The sequence below is a fragment of the Pseudomonas sp. LBUM1652 genome, assembly GCF_059716105.1.
Genome location: NZ_CP166804.1, coordinates 1,974,868 through 2,001,314, shown reverse-complemented (window position 1 = coordinate 2,001,314; position 26,447 = coordinate 1,974,868). Strand labels below are relative to the sequence as shown.

Sequence of the window (26,447 nt, the reverse complement as noted above, 5' to 3'; positions counted from 1 at the left end):
CATGTCCTGGATCATTCTGTTTTTCGCCGGCCTGTTCGAAGTTGGCTGGGCTGTCGGCCTGAAATACACCGATGGCTTCAGCCGTCCACTTCCCACTGCACTGACCGTTGCGGCCATGGCCATCAGCCTTGGCCTGCTCGGCCTTGCGATGAAGGAATTGCCGCTGGGCACGGCCTACGCGATCTGGACCGGCGTGGGTGCCGTGGGCACGGTGATTGCCGGGATCATTCTGTTTGGTGAGTCAATGGCGTTCATTCGGCTGGCCAGTGTGGCGTTGATCATCACCGGGTTGATCGGGCTCAAGGTCAGCGCTTAGGCCTCTACCGCTATCGCGAGCAGGCTCACTCCTACAGGGGAACGCATTCCAACTGTGGGAGCGAGCTTGCTCGCGAAGAGGCCAGATCAGGCGACAACTATCTAACAGTGCCCCGCAACTCCCTCACCAACCCCTGCAACTTCAATGGCTCTGCCACCTCAACCGTCACCGGCGCCCCCGCCACCAACGTCACCCGCGACCACAACCGGCGGAACACGCCCTTGTTCGGATCGCGACTGAAGAAACTCCCCCACAACCCCTGCAATGCCAGCGGAATCACCGGCACCGGCGTTTCCTCGAGAATCCGCGTCAACCCACCCTTGAACTCGTTGATCTCGCCATCGGCCGTCAACTTGCCCTCCGGAAAAATGCACACCAGCTCACCGTCCTTCAGATATTGGGCGATCCGGGTGAAGGCCTTTTCGTAGATCTGGATGTCTTCGTTGCGTCCGGCAATAGGAATAGTCCCCGCCGTGCGGAAGATAAAGTTCAGTACCGGCAAGTTGTAGATCTTGTAGTACATGACAAAGCGAATCGGCCGACGCACCGCGCCGCCAATCAACAGCGCATCAACAAACGACACGTGGTTACACACCAGCAACGCCGCGCCTTCATCCGGGATCGCTTCAAGGTTGCGATGCTCGACGCGGTACATGGAATGGCTGAGCAGCCAGATCATGAAACGCATGCTGAACTCGGGGACGATCTTGAAGATGTAGGCGTTGACGCCGATGTTAAGCAGCGACACCACGAGGAACAGTTGCGGGATCGACAGCTTGGCCAGGCTTAACAGCACGATTGAAACGATGGCGGACACCACCATAAACAGCGCGTTGAGAATGTTGTTGGCCGCGATCACCCGCGCCCGCTCGTTCTCGGCGGTGCGCGACTGGATCAATGCATACAGCGGCACAATGTAGAAACCGCCGAAAATACCGAGGCCGAGGATGTCGACCAGTACCGCCCAGGTGTGGCCAAAGCCAAGCACTTCGGTCCAGCTATGGCCGGTGACGCTGTCGGGAATTCCACCGGAATGCCACCACAGCAGCAAACCGAACACAGTCAGACCGAACGAGCCGAATGGCACCAGACCGATCTCGACTTTGCGCCCGGAGAGCTTCTCGCAGAGCATCGAACCCAGCGCGATCCCCACCGAGAACACCGTTAGAATCAGGGTGACCACGGTTTCGTCGCCGTGCATCCACTCCTTGGCGTAGGCCGGGATCTGCGTCAGATAAATCGCCCCGACAAACCAGAACCACGAGTTGCCGACAATCGAACGCGACACCGCAGGCGTCTGGCCCAAACCTAGTTTCAATGTGGCCCAGGACTGACTGAAAATATTCCAGTTCAGGCGCATTTCTGGCGATGACGCCGCTGCGCGGGGAATGCTGCGGCTGGCCAGATAACCCAGCACGGCAATGCCGACGATGGCGATCGACACCAGCGGCGCGTAGTGAGTCGAGGACATGATGATCCCGGCGCCGATGGTGCCGGCGAGAATCGCCAGAAACGTGCCCATCTCCACCAGCCCGTTGCCGCCGACCAACTCTTCCTCACGCAACGCCTGCGGCAAGATCGAATACTTCACCGGCCCGAACAGCGCCGAGTGGGTGCCCATGGCGAACAGCGCCACCAGCATCAGCGACAGATGATCGAACAGGAAGCCGACCGATCCTACCGCCATGATCGCGATTTCCGCGAGTTTGATCAGACGGATCAGCGCTTCCTTGGCGAACTTCTCGCCGAACTGCCCGGCCAGCGCCGAGAACAGAAAGAACGGCAGGATAAACAGCAGCGCACACAAGTTGACCCAGATGGAGCGGTCACCCTCGATGGTCAGCCGATAGAGAATGGCAAGGATCAGCGACTGCTTAAACACATTGTCGTTGAACGCACCGAGCGACTGCGTGATGAAAAACGGCAAGAAACGCCGGGTGCGCAGCAGGTTGAACTGTGAGGGGTGACTCATCTTCCGTGTTTCCCTGATGTTGGGTAGTGAGGCCTGGGTTCTTGTATTGGAATCTCGAACCGCGATCCAGGCCACACCTTACCTAAACTTTTCAGGTTATTTCTTCAAACCTGCAATGCAGGGCGAGACAAACAGCTCGCCACGCCACGCACCTTGCACCGTCCGTTTGCCCACAATCAGCCACATCACCGCCAGCAACGCCACCAGCACGCAGCCGACCACACTGAAAAAGCCGAGGTTCAAGGTGCTGGCAAGTTTCAGCGTTGCCAGCGAATAAACGCCCAACGGGAAGGTAAAGCCCCACCAACCGAGGTTGAACGGAATGCCGTCTCGCAGATAACGAGCAGTGATCAGCAGCGCCATCAGCATCCACCACAGACCGAAACCCCACAGCGTGATCCCGGCCACCAAACCAAGGCCCGCAGCGATTTCACCAATGCCCGGCAAACCGTTGGCGGCGAAGATGGCCGGCGCATCAGCGCCCAGCAGCAGCATGCCCAGCGCACCGGTGCCGATCGGGCCCAGGGCCAGCCAGCTCGATGCGGCCATGTTTTCGTGGGGCAGTTTGTGCAGGGCCATGCGCAGCAAGAGGATCGTCAGAATGCTGAACGCGACCGGTAGGGAAAATGCCCAGAGCACGTAGCTTGTGGTCAGCACCACCAGTTGCGAGTGGGCATCGCTCAGGTGCGGTGCGAGCAATCCACCGCTGGCCGCAGCTACTTCTGCGGCTACCACGGGCAACAGCCAAACGGCCGTCATCTGGTCGATGCTGTGTTCCTGACGTGTAAACATCATGTAGGGGATCAACACGCCACAGGCCAGCGACATCGCCACGTCAATCCACCACAGCACTTCGGCGAGATGGATGACGCCATTGCCCCAGCGCGGCAGGCCGAACAGCAGAAAGCCGTTAATGATTGTCGCCAGGCCCATGGGAATGGTGCCGAAGAACATCGACACAGTGGAGTGGCCAAAAATCCGCCGCGCTTCATCGAAGAACAGAATCCAGCGGGCGGCATAGGCAGCGGTAAACAACGTGAACAACAGAATGTTGAACAGCCATAGCCCTTCGGCCACGGCGTGTAAACCCGGAATCGCGACCGGTAAATTCGCCAACGCCAGAGCCAGCACGCCGGTGCCCATGGTGGCGGCAAACCAGTTCGGGGTGAATTGGCGAATCACTTCGCGCGGATGCTGAAGTTGGCTGAACGGCTTGATGCCGGATTTAACGCTGTTAGGGCAAGTCATCATGAACTCCTGTCCTCTGTTGAGGTTGAGTCCATGGTAGATCTGAATCGAATATCTATATAACGGGTAATTTCTCTAACTGTTATCTGTTTTACAGATAAGCAGTCAGATGCTGCCTTCGCTCTCGATCACCAGAATCCGCGCCGCGCCCTGCGGATGGGCGACGTGTTCGGTGCCGACCGAGGCGTGGAAGATGTCCCCGACTTCGAGCAACGTCTGCTTTTCCTCACCGTTTTCGCGATAGCGCATCTGTACTTGCCCATCGAGCACCACGAACACTTCTTCGCCGTCATTGATGTGCCATTTATACGGTTGATCGGTCCAGTGCAGACGTGTGGTGATGCCGTTCATGTTGGCGATATCGAGTGCGCCCCAGGCTCGGTCGGCGGTGAAAGCCTTGCTGCGAATAATCTTCATGAGTGGATCCGAGAACAGAATGACTGGGCAAGGCTAACCGAAAGCGCTGCGGTTATGGAGCGCCGCACACCTTGGCCGATTGCGGACGCAGAGTGAGCAACAAAGCACCGATGGCCAGTACGATAAGTACCCCGCCATACACATCGGTCGTGGCAAGCAGTCCGAGGCTATGGGTGAAATGTCCAGCCAGCAGAGCCGGTAAGCAAAACGCCAGATAGCTCAACACGTAATACGCCGACATCAACCCGGCCCGTTCATGGGGCAACGCCAGCGGCACCAGGCTGCGTACCGCGCCGAGGAAGCCTGAACCAAAACCACAACCGGCGACCAGCGTACCGAGGAAAAACAGCGACAGACTGGCGCTGTGCACACCCAGCAGAATCAGCACCAGACCGCTCGGCAGCAAGCTTGCACCTATCTGCAAAGCCCGAGTGGCGGCACCATTACGCAAGGTGAAAATCATCAGCGCACCGGTCACTGTCAACGCCGCCACGGTCGCGCCACCGATCAGGTTGGAGGTGGAACCGGTGGCGGTGCGCACCAGCGATGGCGCCAGCGATGCGTAAAAACCGCCGAGCGCCCAGGTCGCGGTGTTCAGCGGCAGCACTCGCCACAACGTGGCACGGGCCTGAACCGGTACATGCAAGGTCGGCCGCAACGAGGCCCACGCCCCGACTTGCGGCGTAATGCTTTCCGGCAGGCGCCAGACGTACAACGCCTGCCCCACAAACAGCGCGAGCAGCAGCCAGTAAGTCAGTTGCAACGGCGCCGGGGCAAATTCGGCCAGCAAACCACAGCCCATTGCCCCCAATGCCATCCCGAGCAACGGGGCAACGCTATTAATCAATGGCCCGTGCTGGCGGTCAGTATCGAGCAGCGTCGCACTTAACACCGCAGTGGCCATGCCGGTGGCAAAACCTTGCAGTACCCGCGCTCCGATCAACCAACTGACGCTGTCGGCATAGATAAACAGCAACATCGCCAGCGCATTGAGCAGCACCGCGGTGAAAATCACCGGTTTGCGTCCCAAATGATCCGAGAGCGAACCGACGGTCAGTAGAGCCGCCAGCAGGCTCAACGCGTAGACACCGAAAATCAGGGTCAGCACCGCTGCCGAGAAGTGCAGTTGATCCTGATACAGGTGATACAACGGCGTCGGCGCGGTGGAAGCGGCGAGAAAACTGAGTAAGGTGATCGCCAGAAACCACAGGTTCGAGCGATGGGAAACGGGACTATTCATGTGCACACTCCGCAAAAGCTAATTTTTTGCTTTTGCGGAGTGTGCTACCGCCCAACGCTTAAAGCAAATTCTTTGTGTTAAGGTCTGCCGCATGGCTATTAAAGAAGGTTTACGCCCGGGCGGTCGCAGTGCCCGGGTGCAAGAGTCGATTCACTCGGCAGTCCGCGCGCTTCTGCAAGAACAGGAGCGTTCAACTGTGACCGTGCCGCAAATCGCGGCGCGCGCCGGGGTGACGCCGTCGACGATTTATCGGCGCTGGGGTGATCTGGCGGCGTTGCTGGCCGACGTCGCCCTCGCCCGCATGCGTCCCGACAGCGAGCCGGCGCAAACCGGTAGCCTGCGTAGCGATGTCCGCGCGTGGGCCGAGCAATACCTCGACGAGATGAGTTCGGAGCCGGGCCGCAACATGATGCGCGACGTGCAGGCGAGTGCGACGCCGGGGTATTGCGTGACGATTATCGGGGCGCAGTTGCAGACCATCATCGAACGGCACCCCGCTGAAACGGCGCCGAGTGTTGATCGGTTGATCAATCTGGTGGTGGCGCCGGTGGTGTTCCGGATTCTGTTTTCGGCTACGGCGCTGGAGATAGAGGAGCTGCACCGGTTGATCGATATTGCGTTGAAACAGGACTGACGCCTTCGCGAGCAAGCTCGCTCCCACAGGGGAATGCATTCCAAATGTGGGAGTGAGCTTGCTCGCGAAAAGGCCCGCCCAATCAGCATCAAAACCACCCGATTCCCTGCCTGCGACACCCCGCCACGCCACGACCTTGGTCGACACTGACTAACCGCCGCACTCATGCGAGACTGTCCGCCCGGGCAGGAGTGCCGGGGAGTCTTCTGTCGGGAGTGTTGCATGCCGTTGTCCACCGGGCTGATCGCCGTCGTCGCCCTGGCCTATATGGCCATCATGTTCGCCATCGCCTTCTACGGCGACCGTCGCAGTGCGCCGCTGCCGCCGCGAGTGCGTGCCTGGGTGTACAGCCTATCGCTGGCGGTTTATTGCACCAGTTGGACATTCTTCGGCGCGGTTGGTCAGGCTGCCGAACAGTTGTGGTCATTCCTGCCGATTTACCTCGGGCCGATTTTGCTGTTAGTCGGCGCGCCGTGGGTTCTGCAAAAAATGGTGATGATCAGTAAACAGGAGAACATCACCTCCATCGCCGACTTCATCGCCGCACGCTACGGCAAATCGCAATCGCTGGCGGTAGTCGTGGCGCTGATCTGCCTGGTCGGCGTCCTCCCCTATATCGCCCTGCAACTCAAAGGCATCGTCCTCGGGGTAAACCTGTTGATCGGCGCCGGTGCCGACGCGATGGGCACCCGCGCCCAGGACACCGCGCTGATCGTGTCGCTGGTGCTGGCGCTGTTCACCATCGTCTTCGGCACACGCAACCTCGACGCCACGGAACACCACCGTGGCATGGTGCTGGCGATTGCCTTTGAGTCTTTGGTCAAGCTGTTCGCGTTTCTCGCCGTCGGCGCCTTCGTCACTTATGGCCTGTATGACGGCTTCGACGATTTGTTCAATCAGGCGATGCTCGCCCCGCGCCTTGAGGAATACTGGAAGGAAACGATTAATTGGCCGTCGATGGTGGTACAGACTGGCGTAGCGATGATGGCGATCATTTGTTTGCCACGACAGTTTCACGTCACGGTGGTCGAGAACATCGACCCGCAGGATCTGCGCCTGGCCAAATGGGTGTTTCCGGCTTACCTCGCCTTGGCCGCGCTGTTTGTAGTCCCTATCGCCCTCGCCGGTCAGATGCTGCTGCCGAGCGATGTGCTGCCGGACTCGTTCGTGATCAGCCTCCCACTGGCCCAGGCCCATCCGGCGCTGGCGATGCTGGCGTTTATCGGCGGCGCTTCGGCGGCGACCGGCATGGTCATCGTCGCCAGCGTGGCGCTGTCGACCATGGTCTCCAACGACATGCTGTTGCCGTGGCTATTGCGGCGCAACAACGCCGAGCGCCCGTTTGAAGTGTTCCGCCAGTGGATGCTGTCGGTGCGCCGAGTCAGCATCGTAGTGATTCTGCTGCTGGCTTACGTCGCCTATCGCTTGCTCGGCTCCACCGCCAGCCTGGCGACCATCGGCCAGATCGCCTTCGCCGCGGTGACGCAACTGGCCCCGGCCATGCTCGGCGCACTGTACTGGAAACAAGCCAACCGTCGCGGCGTGTTTGCCGGTCTCGCTACGGGCACCTTCTTGTGGTTTTACACATTGATCCTGCCGATTGCCGCGCGCAGCCTCGGCTGGCCGCTGGACACGTTCCCCGGTCTGGCGTGGCTGCACAGCAACCCGTTGAATCTGCCAATCACGCCGTTGACCCAAGGCGTGGTGCTGTCGCTGGCGGGCAACTTCACGTTGTTCGCCTGGGTTTCGGTGCTGTCTCGCACACGTGTGTCGGAGCACTGGCAGGCCGGGCGTTTCATCGGCCAGGAAATCAGCGCCCGGCCGAGTGCGCGCTCGATGCTGGCGGTGCAGATTGATGATTTGCTGCAACTGGCGGCACGCTTTGTCGGTGAAGAACGCGCGCGGCAAAGCTTTATCCGTTTCGCTTATCGCCAAGGCAAAGGCTTCAACCCGAATCAGAACGCCGACGGTGAATGGATCGCCCACACCGAGCGATTGCTGGCGGGTGTCCTCGGCGCCTCTTCGACAAGAGCGGTAGTAAAAGCCGCCATCGAAGGTCGGGAAATGCAGTTGGAGGATGTCGTCCGAATTGCAGACGAAGCCTCGGAAGTGTTGCAGTTCAACCGCGCCCTGCTGCAAGGCGCCATCGAGAACATCACTCAAGGCATCAGCGTGGTCGACCAGTCGCTGAAACTGGTGGCGTGGAATCGGCGCTATCTGGAGCTATTCAACTACCCGGACGGCCTGATCAGCGTCGGCCGGCCGATTGCCGACATCATTCGCTACAACGCCGAACGCGGCTTGTGCGGCCCCGGCGAAGCGGAAGTCCACGTCGCCCGACGCCTGCACTGGATGCGTCAGGGCCGCGCGCATACGTCTGAACGACTGTTCCCCAACGGCCGGGTGATCGAGCTGATCGGCAACCCGATGCCCGGCGGCGGTTTCGTCATGAGTTTTACTGACATCACCGCGTTCCGTGAAGCCGAGCAGGCGCTGACCGAGGCCAACGAGGGGCTGGAGCAACGGGTCAGTGAGCGGACTCAAGAGCTCTCGCAGCTCAACGTCGCCTTGACCGAAGCCAAGGGCACCGCCGAGGCCGCCAACCAGTCGAAAACCCGCTTTCTCGCGGCAGTCAGCCATGACTTGATGCAACCGTTGAACGCCGCGCGGCTGTTCTCTGCCGCCCTCTCCCATCAGGACGACGGTTTGAGCAGCGAGGCGCAGAAACTGGTTCACCACCTCGACAGCTCGTTGCGTTCAGCTGAAGACCTGATCAGTGATCTGCTGGACATTTCCCGTCTGGAAAACGGCAAGATCAACCCGGATCGCAAGGCGTTTGTGGTCAATGAGCTATTCGACACCCTAGGTGCCGAGTTCAAGGCGCTGGCGCAGGAACAAGGTTTGAGCTTCCGTGTGCGTGGCAGCCATTTGCGCATCGACAGCGACATCAAGTTGCTGCGGCGGATTCTGCAAAACTTCCTGACCAACGCTTTTCGCTACGCCAAAGGTCCGGTGCTGCTGGGTGTGCGGCGACGTGGTGGGGAGTTGTGTCTGGAGGTATGGGATCGCGGGCCGGGTATTCCGGAAGACAAACAGCAGGTGATTTTCGAAGAGTTCAAACGCCTCGACAGCCATCAGACCCGCGCCGAAAAAGGCCTGGGGCTGGGCTTGGCGATCGCTGATGGTTTGTGTCGCGTACTCGGCCATACATTGCGCGTGCGCTCGTGGCCGGGGCGCGGCAGCGTGTTCAGTGTCAGTGTGCCGCTGGCTCGCACGCAGGCTTTGCCGGCGAGCGCTGCTGTCGAGCTGAACGGCAAGTTGCCAAGCGGCGCCCGGGTGCTGTGTATCGACAACGAAGACAGCATTCTGATCGGCATGAACAGCCTGTTGAGTCGCTGGGGCTGTCAGGTCTGGACAGCGCGCAATCGCGAGGAATGTGAGGCGCTGCTCAGTGACGGGGTGCGGCCGCAACTGGCGTTGGTCGACTATCACCTGGATCACGGCGATACCGGCACCGAGTTGATGGCGTGGTTGCGTACGCGTCTGGGTGAGCCGGTGCCGGGTGTGGTGATCAGTGCCGACGGGCGGCCAGAGATGGTCGCGCAGGTGCATGCGGCGGGGCTGGATTATCTGGCCAAACCGGTGAAACCGGCGGCGTTGCGGGCGTTGTTGAGTCGGTATTTGCCCCTTTAAAAGCACAAGATCGCAGCCTGCGGCAGCGCCTACATGGATCCCGTGTAGGCGCTGCCGCAGGCTGCGATCTTTTGATCTTTATTCCGGCAACTCAACCAGCCCATCGACATCCGTCATCGCCCGCTCCAGCAGATCCGCCGGCAAGCTCTTGCTCGCCCGTGCGCCCAGCAGTTTGAGCTGCTCACTGCGGCTGACCAGGTTGCCGCGCCCTTCTGTCAGTTTGTTGCGTGCTGAGCTGTAGGCTTTGTCCAGTTGTTGCAGGCGATTGCCGACCTCGTCCAGATCCTGAATGAACAGCACGAACTTGTCGTAGAGCCAACCGGCGCGCTCGGCGATTTCCCGGGCGTTCTGACTCTGGCGCTCCTGCTTCCACAGGCTGTCGATGACGCGCAGTGTCGCCAGCAACGTGGTCGGGCTGACAATGACGATGTTGCGATCGAACGCCTCCTGAAACAACGAAGGCTCGGCCTGCAATGCCGCCGAAAACGCCGCTTCGATCGGTACGAACAGCAAGACGAAATCGAGACTGTGCAGGCCTTCCAGGCGCTTGTAATCCTTGCCGGCGAGGCCTTTGACGTGATTGCGCAGGGACAGCACGTGCTGTTTGATCGCGATCTGCCCAAGCGTGTCGTCGTCGGCGGCAACGTACTGTTGATACGCCGTGAGGCTGACCTTGGAGTCGACCACCACTTGTTTGTCGCCCGGCAGATAAATGATCACATCCGGCTGGAAGCGCTCGCCATCCGGGCCTTTGAGGTTGACCTGGGTCTGGTACTCGCGGCCCTTCTCGAGACCTGCGTGTTCCAGCACGCGCTCAAGGATCAGCTCGCCCCAGTTGCCCTGGGTTTTCTGGCCTTTCAGTGCACGGGTCAGGTTGGTCGCTTCGTCACTCAGGCGCAGGTTGAGCGCCTGCAAGCGCTCCAGTTCCTTGGCCAGCGAGAAGCGCTCTCGGGCTTCGGCCTGATAGCTTTCCTCCACGCGCTTTTCGAAAGACTGAATGCGTTCTTTCAACGGATCGAGCAACTGGCCAAGGCGCTGCTGACTGGTCTCGGCGAAACGCTGTTCGCGCTCGTCGAAGATCTTGCCTGCCAGCTCGGCGAACTGCGCACGCAGCTCATCGCGCGAACCTTGCAGGTCGTCGAGGCGTTGTTGATGGCTTTCCTGTTGTTCACGCAGCTCGGCGTTCAGCGAAGCCGCCTGAGCGTCGAGGCGACGCAGTTCCGCCTCTTTGTTGGCGCGTTCGAGGTTCCAGGCGTGAGAGGCATCACGGGCGTCGTCGCGCTCGATTTGCAGCAACTCGACTTCGCGGCGCAGAGCCGCCAGGTCAGCTTGCTTGGCCGCGTTGGCCTGGCCAAGATCGGCAACTTCGTCACGGCTGGCATCGAGTTGAGCGTTGAGCCCGTCCTGCGCCAGTTGCGCCATGGCCAGCCGCTCTTCAAGCAACGCCACCTCGGCTTGTCGGTCGCTCGCCCGGCGTTGCAGTTGCCAGGCCAACGCCAGCAGCGGCAGCCCCGCCCCTGCGAGACCGAGCAGCACGCTGGTCAAGTCCATAGCCATAGCCACTCCTGCCGATCCGATAAAGTCTGAAGGTTAACCAAGGTGTCAGAACTTGGACAGCTCAGTCTTCGATGAGGCCAAGTTCCTGTTGCGCACGGTGATCGCCGGCGCGGGCGGCCTGGCGTAACAGATCCTGACCGATCCGGCGATCCCGGGCATTGCCACACTCGCGGCACATCAACTGGCCGAGACGGCTTTGCGCAGCGACCACGCCTTCGCGCGCCGGTTGCTTGAGCAAGCGGCCGGCCAGGTGTTTGGCATTATGGCTGTCGCTCAGGCGCGGGCTGTCGAGCAGCCACTCGGCAACGCGCACGGAAAATCGCTTAGGGGAGGTAACACGGGGAGGTTCTGAGGTAACAGAGTCTGATACTGAGCGAAACTTCATAAAGCACTGTGGGACAGATCGGAAGGCGCGCCACTCTACTCTCTTTTTCTTACAGGTAAAGTCGAAAAATAACCCGGCACGCCCGTCCTAGAGCAAGCGCTTGGGACAATCCACAGAAGCTGTGGATAACTCAGTGGACAACCGCCCTCCAACCGTCGCAAAGCCTTGTAGAATGGGGCTCGCAGTCAAACTGACGATTTTTTCACCAACAAAAAAAAGCGATGTTTTTCATTGACTTAAACTTTCGTTACAGGCAGCCACCGGAGTCAGGATTGATGTGACAGCGCCGTTACAGCGCGCGCAACTAATGTGCACAAGTACCTGTTACCCGGTTATATCGGTGCGCTTTTTCGGGTCGTTTTGGCAGTAATCCTGGGGATAAGCCGCTCTGTCGCGTGGTTTTACAAAAAATCCCTCACCGACCAACGGTCGAGATGTGAGCCAGTTCGGGGCAGTCCAGCGTCTCGCAAGGCAGATCTGTCCCCCGCCTGCAATATTTTTCACCGCAGAGTTTGCTTTACCCATTTCGATCCGTTAGTATCCGCGGCGTTAGTACCAAGCTGAAAGTCAATTCCGGTCGAACACATCCCCACGGTCAATCTTCTTCACAGAAGCCTTCACCGAAAAAAGCGGGAACGACCCCTCGATGGTTTCCAGGTAAATCTTGCGACGACACCGCCTTTGAATGAATGCAAAGGGTGTTGCGAAGGCTACTTACTCTGACCGAACCAACCTGCAAATTGATCAGGATCTTCACCCCGGGCCCAGAACCTTTGCCCTTGATGTGTTGCCTGCCCTCCTAAGTACCTACCTGCCAGCCCAAGCGCGCCAAATTATCAGCGCTTCAAACTGGCTGCTTTGTTCCAGTCGGGTTCTTTGTTCGACCAATGGTGGTCGACATTACTGGAACGTTTTAACGTTGCACGGTTCTTATCCGTGTCATTTGTAGGAACACCTAATAACTATGTCTACTCAAATCCATACTCAGGATGCCATTCGCACCCTAACCAATGCTTTTGCTCCAATGAACTGCCTGATCATGGCCGCTCGCAAAGGTTGCTTCAGCTTCACCGTAGTCAATGAACACGGGATCGCCCGCCACAGCGAGCGTCTGTACCCCGATCAATACTCCAGCGCCGAACCGCTGCAGGCCGTGATCGACCGCACCCGTCAGGCATTGATTGCCTGAGAGCCGCAAAGGCTGCAAAAGCAAAAGCAAAAGCAAAAGCCTCGCTTAAAACGCGGGGCTTTTTATTGCCTGATATTTCACTTTTTACTCTTGGCGCATAAGCACCATCGGATATAAGGGTTATAACTCGCAGCCGGAAATATTTTAAAAACAGACCTTTACGTCGCGAATATGACACTACACTTCAACTCAAGCGGCGTGATCCGCTTCCGGCGAGCCTGAGTCGATCCACCGCTGCCAAGGCCCCCTTCAGGTTTCGCCGCCCAATAACAAGATCCGAGGGATTTATGGGTATCGCTGCCAGCGAACTGTGTCGCTATGTGATCCGTCCTACGCTGATTTATCTGGGACGTCACTGCGCAACCGCCGAATCCCTTTTGCTGGGCATTGCCGCCAGCCAGTCCGCCCTCGGATCAGCCCTGCATGACCGCCGTGGCCACGGCCTCTATCGCATCGCCGAGCATCGTCATCAGGCACTCTGGGATGATTACCTCGCGCTCGATCCGGAGCGTGCCAGCCTGGTTCGCGGGCTCGCCAGTCAACATGCCTTTCTAAGCGGCCCGCACCTGGAACTGACCGTCAATCTACGTTACGCCACAGCCATCGCCTGGCTATTGGTAGAAGAACAAAACCCCACCCTCCCCGAACCGAACGATCTGCTCGGCATGGCGCGCATCTGGCGTCAGACCTTCCAGCCTCAGGGTCGTCTGCGTGACTTCACGTACGCCTGGCAAACTTGTGTTTCACCGCTGAATCAGGTCGCTTGCTGACCGAGCAGTTTCACAAGATCGCTCAACCGGTCGTGATTTTGGTCTGATTGTCCTACAAAACCGCTCTAACTCAAGGCATACAGACTATAGCGCTGAGGCGAAAATGTTGGTAATTTTCGCCCCGGTGATCATCAGGAGTTCTAATAATGAAAAAAGTCATGCTCAAAACCACCCTTAGCCTTGCCGTTACCCTTGCCTCCACTCAAATTTTCGCGGCCGGCTTTGCCCTCAACGAACAAAGCATCAGTGGGATGGGGACTGGTTTTGCCGGGCGATCTTCTTCTGCAGACGACGCAAGTACTGTTTATGGCAACCCCGCCGGCATGTCGCGCATCAAGCGCGAACAAGTTACCGGCGGTGTAGCCGTTGTCGATGCTCATACCGATATCAGCAATGCCAGCTCCAGCCCCAACGGCGGCAGCAACAAAGGCGACATGGTGCCCTTCACCGCTGTACCTATGGGCTTCTACGTCAAACCGATTGATGATCATTGGGCATTCGGCCTCGGCGTTTATGTGCCGTTCGGCCTGATCACTGATTATGAAAACGGCTTTGCCGGCCGTTACTTCGGCAGCAAGTCCGAAGTACAAGTCATCACCTTCCAGCCAACCGTCAGCTACGCCTTCAACGACAAGGTGTCGATCGGTTTCGGCCCGACCATCAACCGCATCGACGGCTCGTTGGAATCCAACCTGTCGATCACTCAGGCAGCGCCAGACGGCAAGGTCAAGATCAAGGGCGACGACACCGCACTGGGCTACAACGTTGGCTTGCTGGTACAAGCCACCGACTCTACCCGCGTGGGTCTGACGTACCACTCGAAAGTCGACTACAAGCTCGAAGGCAACACCAAGGTCAACTACGGTGTACTGGCCTTGGCCGGTCTGAACCCGAGCCAGAAGTACGACGCATCGTTGAAGATCACCACACCTGAGTCCGTCGACCTCTCGGTCACCCAGGCGATCAACGAGCGCTGGAACGTTTATGCCGGTACTACCTTCACCCGCTGGAGCCAGCTGGAGAAGATCACCGTCAAGAACTCCGGCGTACAGCCGGCGCTGGCCGGCCAGTTCGGCGAGATCAACGAAGACCAGAACTGGCATGACAGCTGGGCCTATGCAATCGGTACTTCGTATCAGTTGAACAAGGAATGGGTACTGCGTACCGGTCTGACCTTCGACCAGTCGCCAACCAACAACGTCGACCGTTCGCCACGCATCCCTACCGGCGACCGGACCATCTTCAGCATCGGCGCTGGCTGGAGCCCGACCGAAGACCTGACCATCGACGTCGCTTACTCGTACCTGAAGGAAGAGTCGGTCAACATTCGCAACGAAAACGATCGTGGCCAGACTTACAACTCCAAGTATGAAAACTCGGCAAACGGTTTCGGTGTCGGCGCTACTTACCGCTTCTGATGCTGTTGGGCGAGGCTGATCCCTCGCCCACTAAAAAGCCCCGCTCTCTTTGCAGAGGCGGGGCTTTTTCATGGGCGCCGATCAGGGTTTCAGTGGTTTTGAAGCGATAGCCTTCTCGATCGCCGCAATAAATTCCGGATCATCGGGCTTGGTCAGGCTGGAGAAATTGGCGATCACTTTACCCTGACGATCGACCACGTACTTATAGAAATTCCACTTCGGCGCACTGCTCTGCGCAGCGAGCACCTGGAACAGATGCGTGGCGTCATCACCGCGTACTTTTTGCGGCTCGGTCATGGCGAACGTCACGCCGTAGTTGGCGTAGCAGACCTTGGCGGTCTCGGCGCTGTCCTTGGACTCTTGTTTGAAGTCGTTCGACGGTACGCCAAGCATTTCCAGCCCCTGCGCCTTGTAGCGCTGATTGAGCGCCTCAAGGCCTTCGAACTGTGGCGCAAAACCACAGAAGCTGGCGGTATTGATCACTACCAGCGGTTTATCGGCATAGCGTTGACACAGATCGATGGATTCCTTGGCGCGCAATTTGGGCAGCGAGCCTTGCAACAATTCCGGACAGTCAGCGGCCTGAGCCAGGCCAGTCAACGCCATCAGCAACGCGGGAACAGCACACCAGCGCTTGAGCATGTCGGGCATCCTTGAGAAGTCTTCAAACCATGAAGTTACTCGCCGGGCTTCTTTCTAGCAAATACTCATGCCCAACTGCATCAAGGCCAGACCACCCTGATGCCAGCCCCACCACACCAGCGCCAGCAGGGCGCCGCCGAGTGCGATGACGGCAATACGTGGCCAGAGTCGGCTCATACGGCGCTCGCTTGCAGGCGCTCGACCGGACGCTCGCGCACCGGCCAATTCAACGCGGCCGCCAGCAGGCTCAGAAGCACCGCCACTTGCCAGATCAAGTCATAACTCCCGGTACGGTCATACACCACTCCGCCCAGCCAGCCGCCGAGGAACGAACCGAGCTGATGGAACAGGAACACGATGCCACCGAGCATGGACAGGTTTCGCACGCCAAACAAGGTCGCCACCGTACCGTTGGTCAACGGCACCGTCGACAGCCACAAGAACCCCATGGCCATGCCGAACAGATAGGCCGTTGTCGTCGTCACCGGCAACCACAAGAACAACACGATCACCACTGCCCGCAACAAATACAGCGCCGTCAGCAAGCGCGGCTTGGACATGCGCCCACCCAGCCATCCGGCCGTGTAGGTGCCGAAGATGTTGAACAGGCCGATCAGCGCCAGCACCGTGGTGCCGACCGTGGCCGGCAGGTGTTGATCGACCAGATACGCCGGCAGATGCACACCGATAAAAACGACCTGAAATCCACAGACAAAAAAACCGAACGCCAACAGCCAGAACCCGGAATGCGAACAGGCTTCGCGCAGGGCCTCGGATAATGTTTGCTCATGGCCGAGCACCGGCAGCGGCTTGTCCTTGAGCATGCTCACCAGCGGCACGATCATCGCCACCAACAGGCCCAACACCAGCAACGCGGCGGACCATCCGAGCCAGCCAATCAGCCCCAACGTACCCGGCAACATGGCGAACTGGCCGAAAGAACCCGCAGCGCTGGCAATGCCCATGCCCATGCTGCGTTTCTCCGGTGGCACGGCGCGACCGACCACGCCGAGGATCACCGAGAACGAGGTGCCGGACAAACCGATACCGATCAGCAAACCGGCGCTCAGCGAGAGAGTCACCGCCGAGTCGGACAAGCCCATACACACCAAGCCCAAGGCGTAGAGCACACCGCCGACCAATACCACTTTCGCCGCACCGAAACGGTCGGCCAGCGCACCAGTGAACGGCTGGGCCAGGCCCCAGATCAGGTTCTGCAAGGCGATAGCGAAGGCGAACACTTCACGCCCCCAGCCGAACTGCGCGCTCATCGGCGACAGAAACAGACCGAAACCGTGCCGCACGCCCAATGACAACGCCAGGATCAGCGCACTCCCCAGCAACACCCAACCGCACGTACGCCACATCGATGTCATTGTTATTCTCCAGTCGCGGGTATATACCCGCTTGAATCCGAAAAAACCGGCGCTATGCCAGTTCGTCCAGCAGTCTGAGCAAGGTCTCACGCTTCTCGGCACCCAAGCGGTCGATCAACCGCTGCTGCGCCGCCTCCCACGCCGGCAAAGCTGCCGCCAGGCGCTGCACACCGGTATCGGTGAGCTTGACGATGCGGTTGCGCATGTCTTCGCCCTCAGCCAGCGCCACCAGCCCTTCGCCTTCGAGCACGCGCAGATTGCGCCCGAGGGTGCTGCGATCCAGGCCCATGGCTTCGGCCAGTTCAGAAATGCTCGGTTGATCCAGACGTTGCAGATTGCACAGCAAAGAATACTGGGCAACGTTGATCCCGAAGCCATCGAGAGCGCCGTCGTAATGCCTGCTGACGCCACGAGCGGCGCGACGCAGGTTGGTGCATAAACACTGAGAAGGAAGCATGGTGCGTGTATATACCCGCGACTGTGTTAAATCAAGTTACAGATCAAAAGATCGCAGCCTTCGGCAGCTCCCACAGGGTACGCAATCCCATGTAGGAGCTGCCGAAGGCTGCGATCTTTTGCTTTTAAAACAACGCCAACCCCACCAACACCGCCATCTCCAGCAATTCCAGCAAAGCCCCCGCCGTATCCCCGGTCGTCCCACCCAACCGCCGCACCATCACGTGCCGCAACCAGACAAACACACCAACAGCGACCAGCAGCGCAACAATTGCCTTGAGCCCGGCGATGACCACACAAGCCAAGGCGCTGATCCCCAGCCCCCACCACCCCGCCCTGCGCGGCAGATGATCGGCCAATGCCTGCCCCAACCCACCTGCACGCACATACGGCGTGGTCAGAAATAACCCCAGCAGCGCCGCCCGCCCGAGCAACGGCAAGATGATCAGCGCCACCGCCTGCTGCTGGTCAATCAACGCCAACAATGCGGCGAACTTGAGCAACAACACCAACACCAGCGTCACCACCGCAATCGGCCCACTGCGCGGATCTTTCATGATCGTCAGCGTGCGCTCACGATCACCAAACCCGCCGAGCCAGGCATCGGCGCTGTCGGCCAGACCATCAAGGTGCAACGCGCCGCTGAGCAACACCCACACCGTCAACAGCAACGCTGCGTGTAGCAGCAATGGCGCACCGGCCAACACCAAGTTCAGCGCCCACAGAATCACGCCGAACAGCAGCCCCACCAACGGATAGAACAGCAGTGATCGCCCAAGCTGTTCCGGCTCCGGCATTCCGGGCAATCGAATCGGCAAACTGCTGAGAAATTGCAGGGCGATCCACAGCGGCAACATGTCAGTGACCTTCCTTGAGCGAACCATCAACGGCGACCGTGAGTGAAAACAACGCGCCGTGAACCACCTCGACATTGAGCAATTGCTCACGCGGCAAACCCCGAGCCTGCGCCAGCAACAGGCGCATTACACCGCCATGACTGATCAACAGCACCCGTTCACCCGCATACGCCGCGTTTAGCCGCGCAACCGCTGCCAACACTCGCGCAGAAAAGTCGCTGACCGGCTCGCCCTGCGGCGGTGTGAACGAATACGGATCCGCCCAGAACAGCCCCAACGCCTCGGCATCAGTGTCCATCAACGCGGCGGCGCTCTGCCCTTCCCAAGCGCCGAAGTGCAGCTCTTGCAGATCTTTGTCCAGTTGCACCGGCAGATTCAGTTGCTCGCCAAGCTCAGCGGCGAACCGCGCGCAACGCTGCAACGGCGAACTGACCAGTCGATCCCAAGGCCCGCCCGCGATCACGGCTTCGCGCATCTGCGCCCAGCCCTTTTCAGTGAGCGCATCGTCGAGACTGCCGCGCAAACCGCCGCCCAGTTCAGTCTCGCCGTGGCGTAGCAGATCCAGATGCAAGGTCATGCCGGACGATCCGCCACAGCGGCTTCGGCGAACGTTGCCATCTGCCCGTGCAGATCACAGGCCAGACGCAACAACGGCACCGCCAACGCCGCACCGCTGCCCTCACCCAGGCGCAGGCCGAGTTCCAGCAACGGTTCGGCGTTCAGCGTCTCCAGCACATGACGGTGGCCCGGCTCGGCACCGCGATGGCCGAACAGCAGCCACTCGCGGCAAGCCGGATTCAAGCGCACCGCCACCAACGCGGCGACTGTGCAGATAAAGCCGTCGACCAGCACCGCAATACCTTCCTGCGCACACGCCAGGTACGCGCCGACCAACGCCGCAACCTCGAAACCGCCGAGGTTGAACAAAGTCTGCAAGGCATCGCCACGCTGAGCTGCGTGCAAGGCTAATGCGCGCTCGATCACTTGCGCCTTATGGCTGACGCCCTCGGCATTCAACCCGGTGCCGGGGCCGGTCAGGTGCGCGACAGGGCAATCGAGCAAGGCACAGGCCAGCGCACTGGCCGCAGTGGTATTGCCGATGCCCATTTCGCCGCCGATGAACAACTGCGCGCCTGCGGCTTTGGCTCGCAACACACTGTCGCGACCGGCCTGCAATGCAAGTTCACCTTGGGCCTGCGTCATTGCCGAACCCTGCGCAAAGTTCGCAGTGCCCGGGCCGATGTTCAGGTGGCGCACGCCCGGCAGGTTCAGCGACGGCGTCACCGTGCCCAGATCCACCACTTCCAGTTGTGCATTGAGCTGTCGCGCCAACACGCTGATCGCCGCGCCGCCGCTGACGAAGTTGAGCAGCATCTGCCCAGTGACTTCCTGCGGATACGCCGATACGCCTTCGGCGACCACGCCATGATCACCGGCAAAAATCGCAATCCAGACCTGCTCAAGCGTCGGCTTCACCTGCCCTTGCAGACCGGCCAGTTGCACCGCCACCGACTCAAGCTGGCCCAGCGAACCGGCCGGCTTGGTCAGTTGCTGTTGCCGCGCTGCCGCTTGCTCGACGATATCGGCATGCACCGGTTTGCACGGGTTCAGCCACCAGGTTTGGGTCATAACGCAGATCCTTTCAAAGTCAGGGGCAGGCCGGCAACGGTCAGGACAACACGCTGACAGCGCTCAGCCAAAGCTTGATGCAGCCAACCGGCTTCATCGACATAGCGGCGAGTCAATTCGCCCAGCGGCACGACACCCATTCCGGTCTCGTTGCTGACAAAAATGATTTCGCCCGGCAGTGATGCCAAGCAGTCGAGCAAGGCATCGCGTTCGGCGGCGAGACGCTCAGCGTCATCAAGCATCAGCAGATTGGTCAGCCACAGGGTCAGGCAATCGACCAGCAAGCATTGCGTGACGCTGGCGTTTTCGCGCAGGACACGGGCCAGTTCGAGCGGTTCTTCGATGAGTGCCCATTCGGCAGGACGACGGGCGCGGTGATGGGCGACGCGGTCGTTCATCTCGCCGTCAAGCGGTTGGCTGGTGGCGATGTAGGTCACGGCCAGCGCACTGTCAGTGGCGAGTTTTTCGGCCAGACGACTTTTGCCGGAGCGGGCGCCGCCGAGGATCAGTTGGAGCATGGGGACATCCTGAAAGTTATGTGGTGAGGCAACTGGCGCTATCGCGAGCAGGCTCACTCCTAAAAAGGATCTCGAGCAGCCATAGGCAACTTAAATCCCACAGAGCTGACGCAACAGATCAGTATCGAGATGCTTCTCCACCAGATCCGCCAGGCGCTCGATATCACGCTCGCGCAACCCGTGGTAATCCACCTCCTGCACATCGCTCAACCCGGCCCAGCGCAGCAACGCCGCACTGGCCGCCGGCGACTCGAACAGGCCATGCAGATAGGTGCCGAACACTTGCCCGTCAACACTCTGCGCACCGTCGCAACGACCATCATCGAGCTGCACCGCTGCATTCTCCAGCGCCGGCCCGGTGGTTACACCGGCATGAATCTCATAGCCACTGACCTCGGCATCTTCCAGCGTCAGACGCCCGCGCACATTGCGCAGTTGCTTCTCGGCTTCCAGCGTAGTTTCGAACGCGAGCAAACCGAGCCCGGCGCTGGAACCCGGCGCGCCTTCCAGACCGAGCGGATCGTGCACCTGCTCGCCGAGCATTTGCAGACCGCCGCAAATACCCAGCACTTTGCCGCCATAACGCAAATGGCGACTGATCGCCGTATCCCAGCCATTGGCACGCAAATAGGCCAGATCACTGCGCACACTTTTCGAGCCCGGCAGGATGATCAGGTCAGCCGGCGGAATCGCTTGCCCCGGGCCGACAAATTGCAAATCCACTTGTGGGTGCAGACGCAGCGGATCGAAATCGGTGTGGTTGCTGATGCGCGGCAGCACCGGCACCACCACTTTCAACACCTGCTCGGTCTTGTCGGTCTGGCGCTGATCGATGCCGTCCTCGGCCTCAAGATGCAGATCCATCACATAAGGGAGCACGCCGACCACCGGTTTGCCGGTGCGCTGTTTCAGCCAGTCGAGGCCCGGCTGCAGCAAGGCAATGTCGCCGCGAAAACGGTTGATGATGAAGCCTTTGACCCGTGCCTGTTCGCTCGGCGAGAGCAGTTCCAGCGTGCCCACCAGATGAGCGAAAACCCCGCCACGATTGATGTCGGCGATCAGCAGCACCGGGCAATCGACTGCTTCGGCAAAGCCCATGTTGGCGATATCGCCGGCACGCAGATTGATCTCCGCCGGCGAGCCGGCGCCCTCGACCATCACCAGCGGATACGCGGCGCTGAGTCGCTCGTGGGAGGCGAGCACCGCTTTCATCGCGATGGCTTTGTAGTCGTGATAGGCAACGGCGTTCATGCTGGTGACGGCGCGGCCATGGATGATCACTTGCGCGCCGGTATCGCTATTGGGTTTTAGTAGCACCGGGTTCATGTCGGTGTGCGGCTCAAGGTTCGCGGCTTGCGCCTGCACCGCTTGCGCGCGGCCGATCTCGCCACCGTCGGCGGTCACCGCGCTGTTGAGCGCCATGTTCTGCGGCTTGAATGGCACCACCGCCACGCCCTGCCGGGTCGCCCAGCGGCACAGCGCCGTCACCAGTGTGCTTTTACCGGCGTCGGACGTGGTGCCTTGCACCATCAGCGTTGTCATTGGATTTCCTTGGCGAACGCTTGCAGCGCTTGTTCGAGACGGGATTCTTCAGCGGCGTTGGCGGGCAGGCCGAAACGCACACTGCTGTTGTGGGGGAAGATGCGCAGGAGAATCCCCCGTCGGGCCATGAATTCGTGCAGCGCTTGCGCGTGCTCGGTGATCAGCCACTGAAACAGCGCGCAACCACCCTGCGGTTTGAAACCGTAGCGTTCCAGCAACAGCGCCAGCCGTTCGCTGGCCTCATCGCTACGAATCCGCTGGCGTGTGTGGCCTTCAGTGTCTTGCAGACAGGCTTGGCCCAGCACCCGCGTCGGCCCGCTGACGGCCCACGGCCCGACCTGTTCGGCGAGCAGCTTGAGCAACTTGCGCTCGGCCAGTACAAAACCCAGTCGCACCCCGGCCAGACCGAAGAACTTGCCGAACGAGCGCAACACAATCAGACCGATCTGATGGGTGTGCGCAGCCAGACTCAGCTGCGGAGTGTTGTCCATGAACGCTTCATCAACCACCAGCCAACCGCCGCGCGGGGCCAGTCGTGCATGCCAGTCGAGCAGGCGCGCCGGGGTCAGGCTCAGGCCGGTCGGGTTGTTCGGATTGACCACCACCAGCACGTCGAGGCTGTCGAGAAAGAACTCGACTTCCTGCTCCAGCACTTCGCGCACGATGTAGCCGCTGCGGCGCCAGGCTTCGGCGTGCTCGGCATAACACGGCGACAGCACACCGACCTTGCCGGCCCGACGCAAACGCGGCAGCAACTGGATCGCCATTTGCGAACCGGCCACCGGCAGCACTTGCGATGCACCGTAGTAATCGCACGCCGCCTGCTCCAGACCGTCATCGGTTTCCGGCAAGCGTGCCCAGGCGCGCAGCGGGATTTCCGGGATCGCAAACGGCCACGGCGCCAGACCGCTGGACAGATCGAGCCAGTCGGCCTCGGCGATACCGTAATCGAGTGCAGCCTTGCGCAGCCGGCCACCGTGCTCAAGCATAGAATTCAGCCCCCACGCAGAGAATCAGCAGCCACAACCATACGCCGCGCTGAACCAATTGCCAGCCACGATCAATAGAGTCGGCATCGGCCTGAACGCCTTCGCCCAGTTGCGGACGCTCATGCAATTCGCCGTGGTAAATCGCCGGGCCACCCAGCTCCACACCGAGCGCACCGGCACCGGCCGCCATCACCGGGCCGGCATTGGGGCTGTCCCATTTCGGCGCCTGCGTGCGCCAGCACTTCAAGGCCAGTCGGGTTTTGCCCAGCACTGCGTAGGTCAAAGCCACAAGGCGTGCGGGAATATAGTTGAGGACGTCGTCGATCTTTGCCGCGCACCAGCCGAAACGCTCGAAGCGTTCGTTGCGATAGCCCCACATCGCGTCGAGGGTGTTGCTCAAACGGTAGAGGACGACGCCCGGCGCGCCCGCCACGGCAAACCAGAACAACGCGGCGAACACCGCGTCGCTGCCGTTTTCCAGCACCGATTCGGTGGCGGCGCGGGCGACGGCGGTGCTATCAAGTTCGCTGGTCTGGCGACTGACCAGATAGCCGACACGCGTACGCGCCTCGTCCAGATCATCAGCGCGCAACGCCTTGGCCACTGGCTCGACGTGCTCGCCGAGGCTGCGCATGCCGAGGGCGCAATACAGCGCGAGAATCTCGACGATCCAGCCCACGTACGGCGCCCAGGAAAACGCGGTGGCGAGCAACGTCAGCGGCAACACCGCGATCACCCACGCGGTGACGCCATGACTGCGCCAGCCACGGCCACCGGCGTTGAAACGTTGCTCGATGCGCCCGGCAAAATTGCCGAACGCCACCAGCGGATGCCAGCGTTTCGGTTCACCCAACAGCGCATCCAGCGCCACTGCGGCGACACTCAACAACGCCACACTCATTGACTCACTCCCCAATAATTTTCATACAGCAACTCATTGAGCGGACGCGCCTGCGCCCACCCTTCGAGTACCAGCATCGGCGCCGGATAGAATTCCTTGACCGGGCCAAGACAAAGAACGGCCAACGGCTTGGCCCCCGCCGGCAGTTTCAGCAAATCGGCGAGTGCCTGCGGCTCGAACAGCGAGACCCAGCCCATGCCCAGGCCTTCGGCGCGCGATGCCAGCCAAAGATTCTGGATCGCACAGGACAGCGACGCCATGTCCATTTCCGGCAGCGTGCGGCGACCGAAGATGTGTTTTTCTCGATCGTCCATCAGCGCGGCGACCAGCACTTCCGCGCAATCATTGATGCCTTCGACCTTGAGTGTCATGAACTCATCGCTGCGCTCGCCGAGCGCTTCGGCTGTGCGGATGCGCTCTTCTTCCACCAGATTCTGGATCTGCCCGCGCAGGGTACGGTCGCTGATGCGGATGAATCGCCACGGCTGCATCAGGCCGACGCTTGGCGCCTGGTGCGCGGCTTCGAGCAAGCGGCTCAGCAGTTCGGGCGCGACGGTGCCACCGGTGAAGTGGCGCATGTCGCGGCGTTCGGCGATGGCTTTGTAGACCGCTGCGCGTTCGGCTTCGGAAAATGCGTTGTCTGTCATGGCCCTTTCGCGAGCAGGCTCGCTCCCACAAGGGATCGCATTTCTTCAGTCACCACCGTTTCAACTGTGGGAGCGAGCCTGCTCGCGAAGGCGGCTTCGGAGTCAGGCGCAAACAGCGCAGCGATAGCCGCAGGATTCGACGGGAAATAAAAATGCACATACGAAGCCGTCATCCGCCCTTCCCGATAAACCGCCTCTGCCCCGCGCCCGCCATTCGGGCTCAGGCCCCGGGCTATCGGTGTCAATTCAGTGGTCGTCAGGGAATGGTGATAAGTGTGGCCGCGCAGCGAACCTTCTGGCAGATCCACCGCTTGCAGCGCCAGAGCGGCGAGACGCTTTTGCATCACCGCATCACCCGCCAGAAGCCCCACCAGTTCAGCACGAGTGCCTTCAACGTCGGTCAACGAATCGAGCAGATACAGCATGCCGCCACACTCGGCGAGCAACGGTTTGCCCGCCGCGTGGTGTGCGCGAATCGCGTCGAGCATCGCGGTGTTCTGCGCCAGCGCCACATGATGCAATTCCGGGTAACCGCCGGGCAGGTAAAGGCTGTCCGCCTCAGGTAATTGCGTGTCGCGAATCGGCGAGAAGAAACTCAACTCGGCGCCCATCGCTCGCAGCAGATCGAGGCTCGCACCATAGGTGAAGGCAAAGGCTTCATCGCGGGCGATGGCAATTCGTACACCTTTCAATAACGGCTCTGCAGTGATGACCTCAGGCGCAGCAAATTCCACGGCCGGTGGCAGCGCTACCTCGCAACTGCTGGCAAGCGCTTCGGCGGCAGCGTCCAGGCGCATATCGAGGTCATTGAGTTCACTGGCCTGAACCAGGCCGAGGTGACGGCTCGGCAGTTCGATGCCGGTCTCGCGGGACAGCGCGCCATACCAGCGCAAACCTTCGGTAAGGCTGCCTTCCAACAACTGCGCATGCCGCAATGTGCCGACCCGGTTGGCCAACACGCCAGCGAATGGCAGATCCGGCTGATACTTCGCCAAGCCCAGCGCCAACGCACCAAAGGTCTGGGCCATGGCCGTGCCGTCGATCACGCCGAGCACCGGCACGCCGAAATGCCGCGCCAGATCCGCGCTCGACGGCGTGCCGTCGAACAGGCCCATCACGCCTTCAATCAGAATCAGATCAGCTTCAGCGGCGGCTTCCCACAACAGGCGACGGCTCTCCTGCTCGCCAACCATCCACATGTCCAGTTGATACACCGGCGCACCGCTGGCGCGCTCGAGAATCATCGGATCGAGAAAGTCCGGCCCGCACTTGAACACGCGCACCTTGCGCCCCTGATTGCGATGCAAACGGGCCAGCGCGGCGGTGACGGTGGTCTTGCCCTGACCGGAGGCCGGCGCGGCGATCAGTACCGCCGGGCAGTGACGTGGTTGATTCAAAGTTCGACGCCTTTTTGCGCTTTGATGCCAGCCTGAAAAGCGTGTTTGAGCATGCCCATTTCGGTGACGGTGTCGCCCATCTCGATCATTTCCGGCTTGGCGCCGCGACCGGTGACGATCACATGCTGCATCGGCGGACGCGCCTGCAAGTCGCTGAGCACCTGATCAAGATCGAGGTAGCCGTGCTTGAGGGCGATGTTCAATTCATCCAGCACCACCAGACCGATCGACGGATCGCGCAGCAGTTCACGGGACACTTCCCACGCGGCTTCGGCGGCGGCGATGTCGCGCTGACGATCCTGGGTTTCCCAAGTGAAGCCCTCGCCCATGACGTGGAAACGCACTTGCTCGGGGAAGCGGCGGAAGAACAACTCTTCGCCCGTGCTGTGGCGACCCTTGATGAACTGCACCACGCCGCACTGCATGCCGTGGCCCATGGCGCGGGCGAGCATGCCGAACGCCGAACTGCTTTTGCCTTTGCCGTTGCCGGTCAGGACCAGCACCAGGCCGCACTCGTCGGGCGAGTTGGCGATGCGTTCATCGATCACGGCTTTTTTGCGCTGCATACGCGCCAGATGGCGTTCGTCACGCTCGGGGGAATCAGTCATGGGGGAGCTCTCCGTTGAGGCTGGATAACGGCGGGCAGGCACAAGA

General features: G+C 60.5%; 26 protein-coding genes. 6 read left to right on the top strand and 20 right to left on the bottom strand.

Annotated elements, in window-relative coordinates; all coding sequences use genetic code 11:
- Position 1 precedes the first annotated feature (1 nt).
- Entirely contained in the window at positions 2-316 is a 315-nt protein-coding gene (gene sugE / locus ACA069_RS09105) for a quaternary ammonium compound efflux SMR transporter SugE (RefSeq protein WP_497617157.1), read from the top strand.
- A 97-nt stretch (positions 317-413) separates the two neighbouring features.
- On the opposite strand, the gene ACA069_RS09100 is transcribed toward sugE, so the two are convergent.
- The 4 genes from ACA069_RS09100 to ACA069_RS09085 form a co-directional block, all read right to left on the bottom strand.
- Complete coding sequence (locus ACA069_RS09100) at positions 414-2,288, bottom strand: MFS transporter (protein WP_497617156.1); 1,875 nt, start codon at positions 2,286-2,288, stop codon at positions 414-416.
- Between the two features lie 96 nt (positions 2,289-2,384).
- Positions 2,385-3,536: a TDT family transporter gene (locus tag ACA069_RS09095; RefSeq protein WP_497617154.1), complete on the bottom strand. Its 1,152-nt coding sequence runs from the start codon at positions 3,534-3,536 to the stop codon at positions 2,385-2,387.
- 105 nt (positions 3,537-3,641) lie between these two features.
- Positions 3,642-3,953, bottom strand: a complete 312-nt coding sequence (locus ACA069_RS09090) for a cupin domain-containing protein (protein ID WP_497617153.1) — start codon at positions 3,951-3,953, stop codon at positions 3,642-3,644.
- A 52-nt stretch (positions 3,954-4,005) separates the two neighbouring features.
- Positions 4,006-5,193, bottom strand: a complete 1,188-nt coding sequence (locus ACA069_RS09085) for an MFS transporter (RefSeq protein WP_497617151.1) — start codon at positions 5,191-5,193, stop codon at positions 4,006-4,008.
- Positions 5,194-5,284: 91 nt separating this feature from the next.
- Between ACA069_RS09085 and ACA069_RS09080 the strand changes: the two genes are divergently transcribed.
- Together ACA069_RS09080 and ACA069_RS09075 are read left to right on the top strand one after the other, a co-directional pair.
- The gene (locus tag ACA069_RS09080) at positions 5,285-5,827 is read left to right on the top strand and encodes a TetR/AcrR family transcriptional regulator (RefSeq protein ID WP_401269872.1); all 543 of its coding nucleotides are present in this window, start codon (positions 5,285-5,287) and stop codon (positions 5,825-5,827) included.
- A gap of 222 nt (positions 5,828-6,049) precedes the next feature.
- The gene (locus tag ACA069_RS09075) at positions 6,050-9,520 is read left to right on the top strand and encodes a hybrid sensor histidine kinase/response regulator (RefSeq protein ID WP_489878562.1); all 3,471 of its coding nucleotides are present in this window, start codon (positions 6,050-6,052) and stop codon (positions 9,518-9,520) included.
- Between the two features lie 78 nt (positions 9,521-9,598).
- On the opposite strand, the gene ACA069_RS09070 is transcribed toward ACA069_RS09075, so the two are convergent.
- Both ACA069_RS09070 and ACA069_RS09065 read right to left on the bottom strand, forming a co-directional pair.
- Positions 9,599-10,963 carry a DNA recombination protein RmuC gene (locus ACA069_RS09070; RefSeq protein WP_187677502.1) on the bottom strand — a complete coding sequence of 455 codons (1,365 nt, stop codon included), beginning with the start codon at positions 10,961-10,963 and terminating at the stop codon, positions 9,599-9,601.
- Positions 10,964-11,138: 175 nt separating this feature from the next.
- The gene (locus tag ACA069_RS09065; protein ID WP_305442149.1) at positions 11,139-11,462 is read right to left on the bottom strand and encodes an SEL1-like repeat protein; all 324 of its coding nucleotides are present in this window, start codon (positions 11,460-11,462) and stop codon (positions 11,139-11,141) included.
- 964 nt (positions 11,463-12,426) lie between these two features.
- Here ACA069_RS09065 and ACA069_RS09060 point away from each other — a divergent pair.
- The 3 genes from ACA069_RS09060 to ACA069_RS09050 all read left to right on the top strand — a co-directional run bounded on the left by ACA069_RS09060 (position 12,427) and on the right by ACA069_RS09050 (position 14,839).
- Positions 12,427-12,651, top strand: a complete 225-nt coding sequence (locus ACA069_RS09060; protein WP_003223079.1) for a hypothetical protein — start codon at positions 12,427-12,429, stop codon at positions 12,649-12,651.
- A 287-nt stretch (positions 12,652-12,938) separates the two neighbouring features.
- Complete coding sequence (locus ACA069_RS09055; protein ID WP_401269879.1) at positions 12,939-13,421, top strand: hypothetical protein; 483 nt, start codon at positions 12,939-12,941, stop codon at positions 13,419-13,421.
- A gap of 146 nt (positions 13,422-13,567) precedes the next feature.
- A complete protein-coding gene (locus ACA069_RS09050) occupies positions 13,568-14,839 on the top strand; it encodes an OmpP1/FadL family transporter (RefSeq protein WP_497617149.1) in 1,272 nt (423 codons plus the stop codon).
- 81 nt (positions 14,840-14,920) lie between these two features.
- On the opposite strand, the gene ACA069_RS09045 is transcribed toward ACA069_RS09050, so the two are convergent.
- The 14 genes from ACA069_RS09045 to cobO all read right to left on the bottom strand — a co-directional run bounded on the left by ACA069_RS09045 (position 14,921) and on the right by cobO (position 26,401).
- Positions 14,921-15,481 carry a glutathione peroxidase gene (locus ACA069_RS09045; protein WP_497617147.1) on the bottom strand — a complete coding sequence of 187 codons (561 nt, stop codon included), beginning with the start codon at positions 15,479-15,481 and terminating at the stop codon, positions 14,921-14,923.
- Positions 15,482-15,535: 54 nt separating this feature from the next.
- On the bottom strand, positions 15,536-15,658 hold the full coding sequence (locus tag ACA069_RS09040) for a hypothetical protein (protein WP_305442146.1): 123 nt from the start codon (positions 15,656-15,658) through the stop codon (positions 15,536-15,538).
- Positions 15,655-16,857: an MFS transporter gene (locus tag ACA069_RS09035; protein ID WP_497617145.1), complete on the bottom strand. Its 1,203-nt coding sequence runs from the start codon at positions 16,855-16,857 to the stop codon at positions 15,655-15,657. The genes ACA069_RS09040 and ACA069_RS09035 overlap by 4 nt, the downstream gene beginning before the upstream one ends.
- Before the next feature lie 52 nt (positions 16,858-16,909).
- A complete protein-coding gene (locus ACA069_RS09030; protein WP_187677467.1) occupies positions 16,910-17,314 on the bottom strand; it encodes a MarR family winged helix-turn-helix transcriptional regulator in 405 nt (134 codons plus the stop codon).
- 124 nt (positions 17,315-17,438) lie between these two features.
- Entirely contained in the window at positions 17,439-18,170 is a 732-nt protein-coding gene (locus ACA069_RS09025; RefSeq protein WP_497617143.1) for an adenosylcobinamide-GDP ribazoletransferase, read from the bottom strand.
- Between the two features lies 1 nt (position 18,171).
- Positions 18,172-18,747: an alpha-ribazole phosphatase family protein gene (gene cobC, locus ACA069_RS09020; RefSeq protein ID WP_497617141.1), complete on the bottom strand. Its 576-nt coding sequence runs from the start codon at positions 18,745-18,747 to the stop codon at positions 18,172-18,174.
- Entirely contained in the window at positions 18,744-19,799 is a 1,056-nt protein-coding gene (gene cobT, locus ACA069_RS09015) for a nicotinate-nucleotide--dimethylbenzimidazole phosphoribosyltransferase (protein WP_497617139.1), read from the bottom strand. Before cobT ends, cobC begins: the two co-directional genes overlap by 4 nt.
- Positions 19,796-20,317 carry a bifunctional adenosylcobinamide kinase/adenosylcobinamide-phosphate guanylyltransferase gene (cobU, locus tag ACA069_RS09010; protein ID WP_497617137.1) on the bottom strand — a complete coding sequence of 174 codons (522 nt, stop codon included), beginning with the start codon at positions 20,315-20,317 and terminating at the stop codon, positions 19,796-19,798. Before cobU ends, cobT begins: the two co-directional genes overlap by 4 nt.
- Positions 20,318-20,407: 90 nt before the next feature.
- Positions 20,408-21,859 (bottom strand): cobyric acid synthase, encoded by a 1,452-nt coding sequence (locus ACA069_RS09005; RefSeq protein ID WP_497617136.1) that lies wholly within the window; start codon positions 21,857-21,859, stop codon positions 20,408-20,410.
- Entirely contained in the window at positions 21,856-22,848 is a 993-nt protein-coding gene (cobD, locus tag ACA069_RS09000; protein ID WP_401269894.1) for a threonine-phosphate decarboxylase CobD, read from the bottom strand. The genes ACA069_RS09005 and cobD overlap by 4 nt, the downstream gene beginning before the upstream one ends.
- Positions 22,841-23,749 carry an adenosylcobinamide-phosphate synthase CbiB gene (cbiB, locus tag ACA069_RS08995; RefSeq protein ID WP_497617134.1) on the bottom strand — a complete coding sequence of 303 codons (909 nt, stop codon included), beginning with the start codon at positions 23,747-23,749 and terminating at the stop codon, positions 22,841-22,843. Before cbiB ends, cobD begins: the two co-directional genes overlap by 8 nt.
- On the bottom strand, positions 23,746-24,396 hold the full coding sequence (gene bluB / locus ACA069_RS08990; RefSeq protein ID WP_401269898.1) for a 5,6-dimethylbenzimidazole synthase: 651 nt from the start codon (positions 24,394-24,396) through the stop codon (positions 23,746-23,748). Before bluB ends, cbiB begins: the two co-directional genes overlap by 4 nt.
- Entirely contained in the window at positions 24,393-25,793 is a 1,401-nt protein-coding gene (locus ACA069_RS08985) for a cobyrinic acid a,c-diamide synthase CobB (protein ID WP_497617131.1), read from the bottom strand. The genes bluB and ACA069_RS08985 overlap by 4 nt, the downstream gene beginning before the upstream one ends.
- On the bottom strand, positions 25,790-26,401 hold the full coding sequence (gene cobO / locus ACA069_RS08980) for a cob(I)yrinic acid a,c-diamide adenosyltransferase (RefSeq protein ID WP_187677457.1): 612 nt from the start codon (positions 26,399-26,401) through the stop codon (positions 25,790-25,792). The genes ACA069_RS08985 and cobO overlap by 4 nt, the downstream gene beginning before the upstream one ends.
- Positions 26,402-26,447 lie beyond the last annotated feature (46 nt).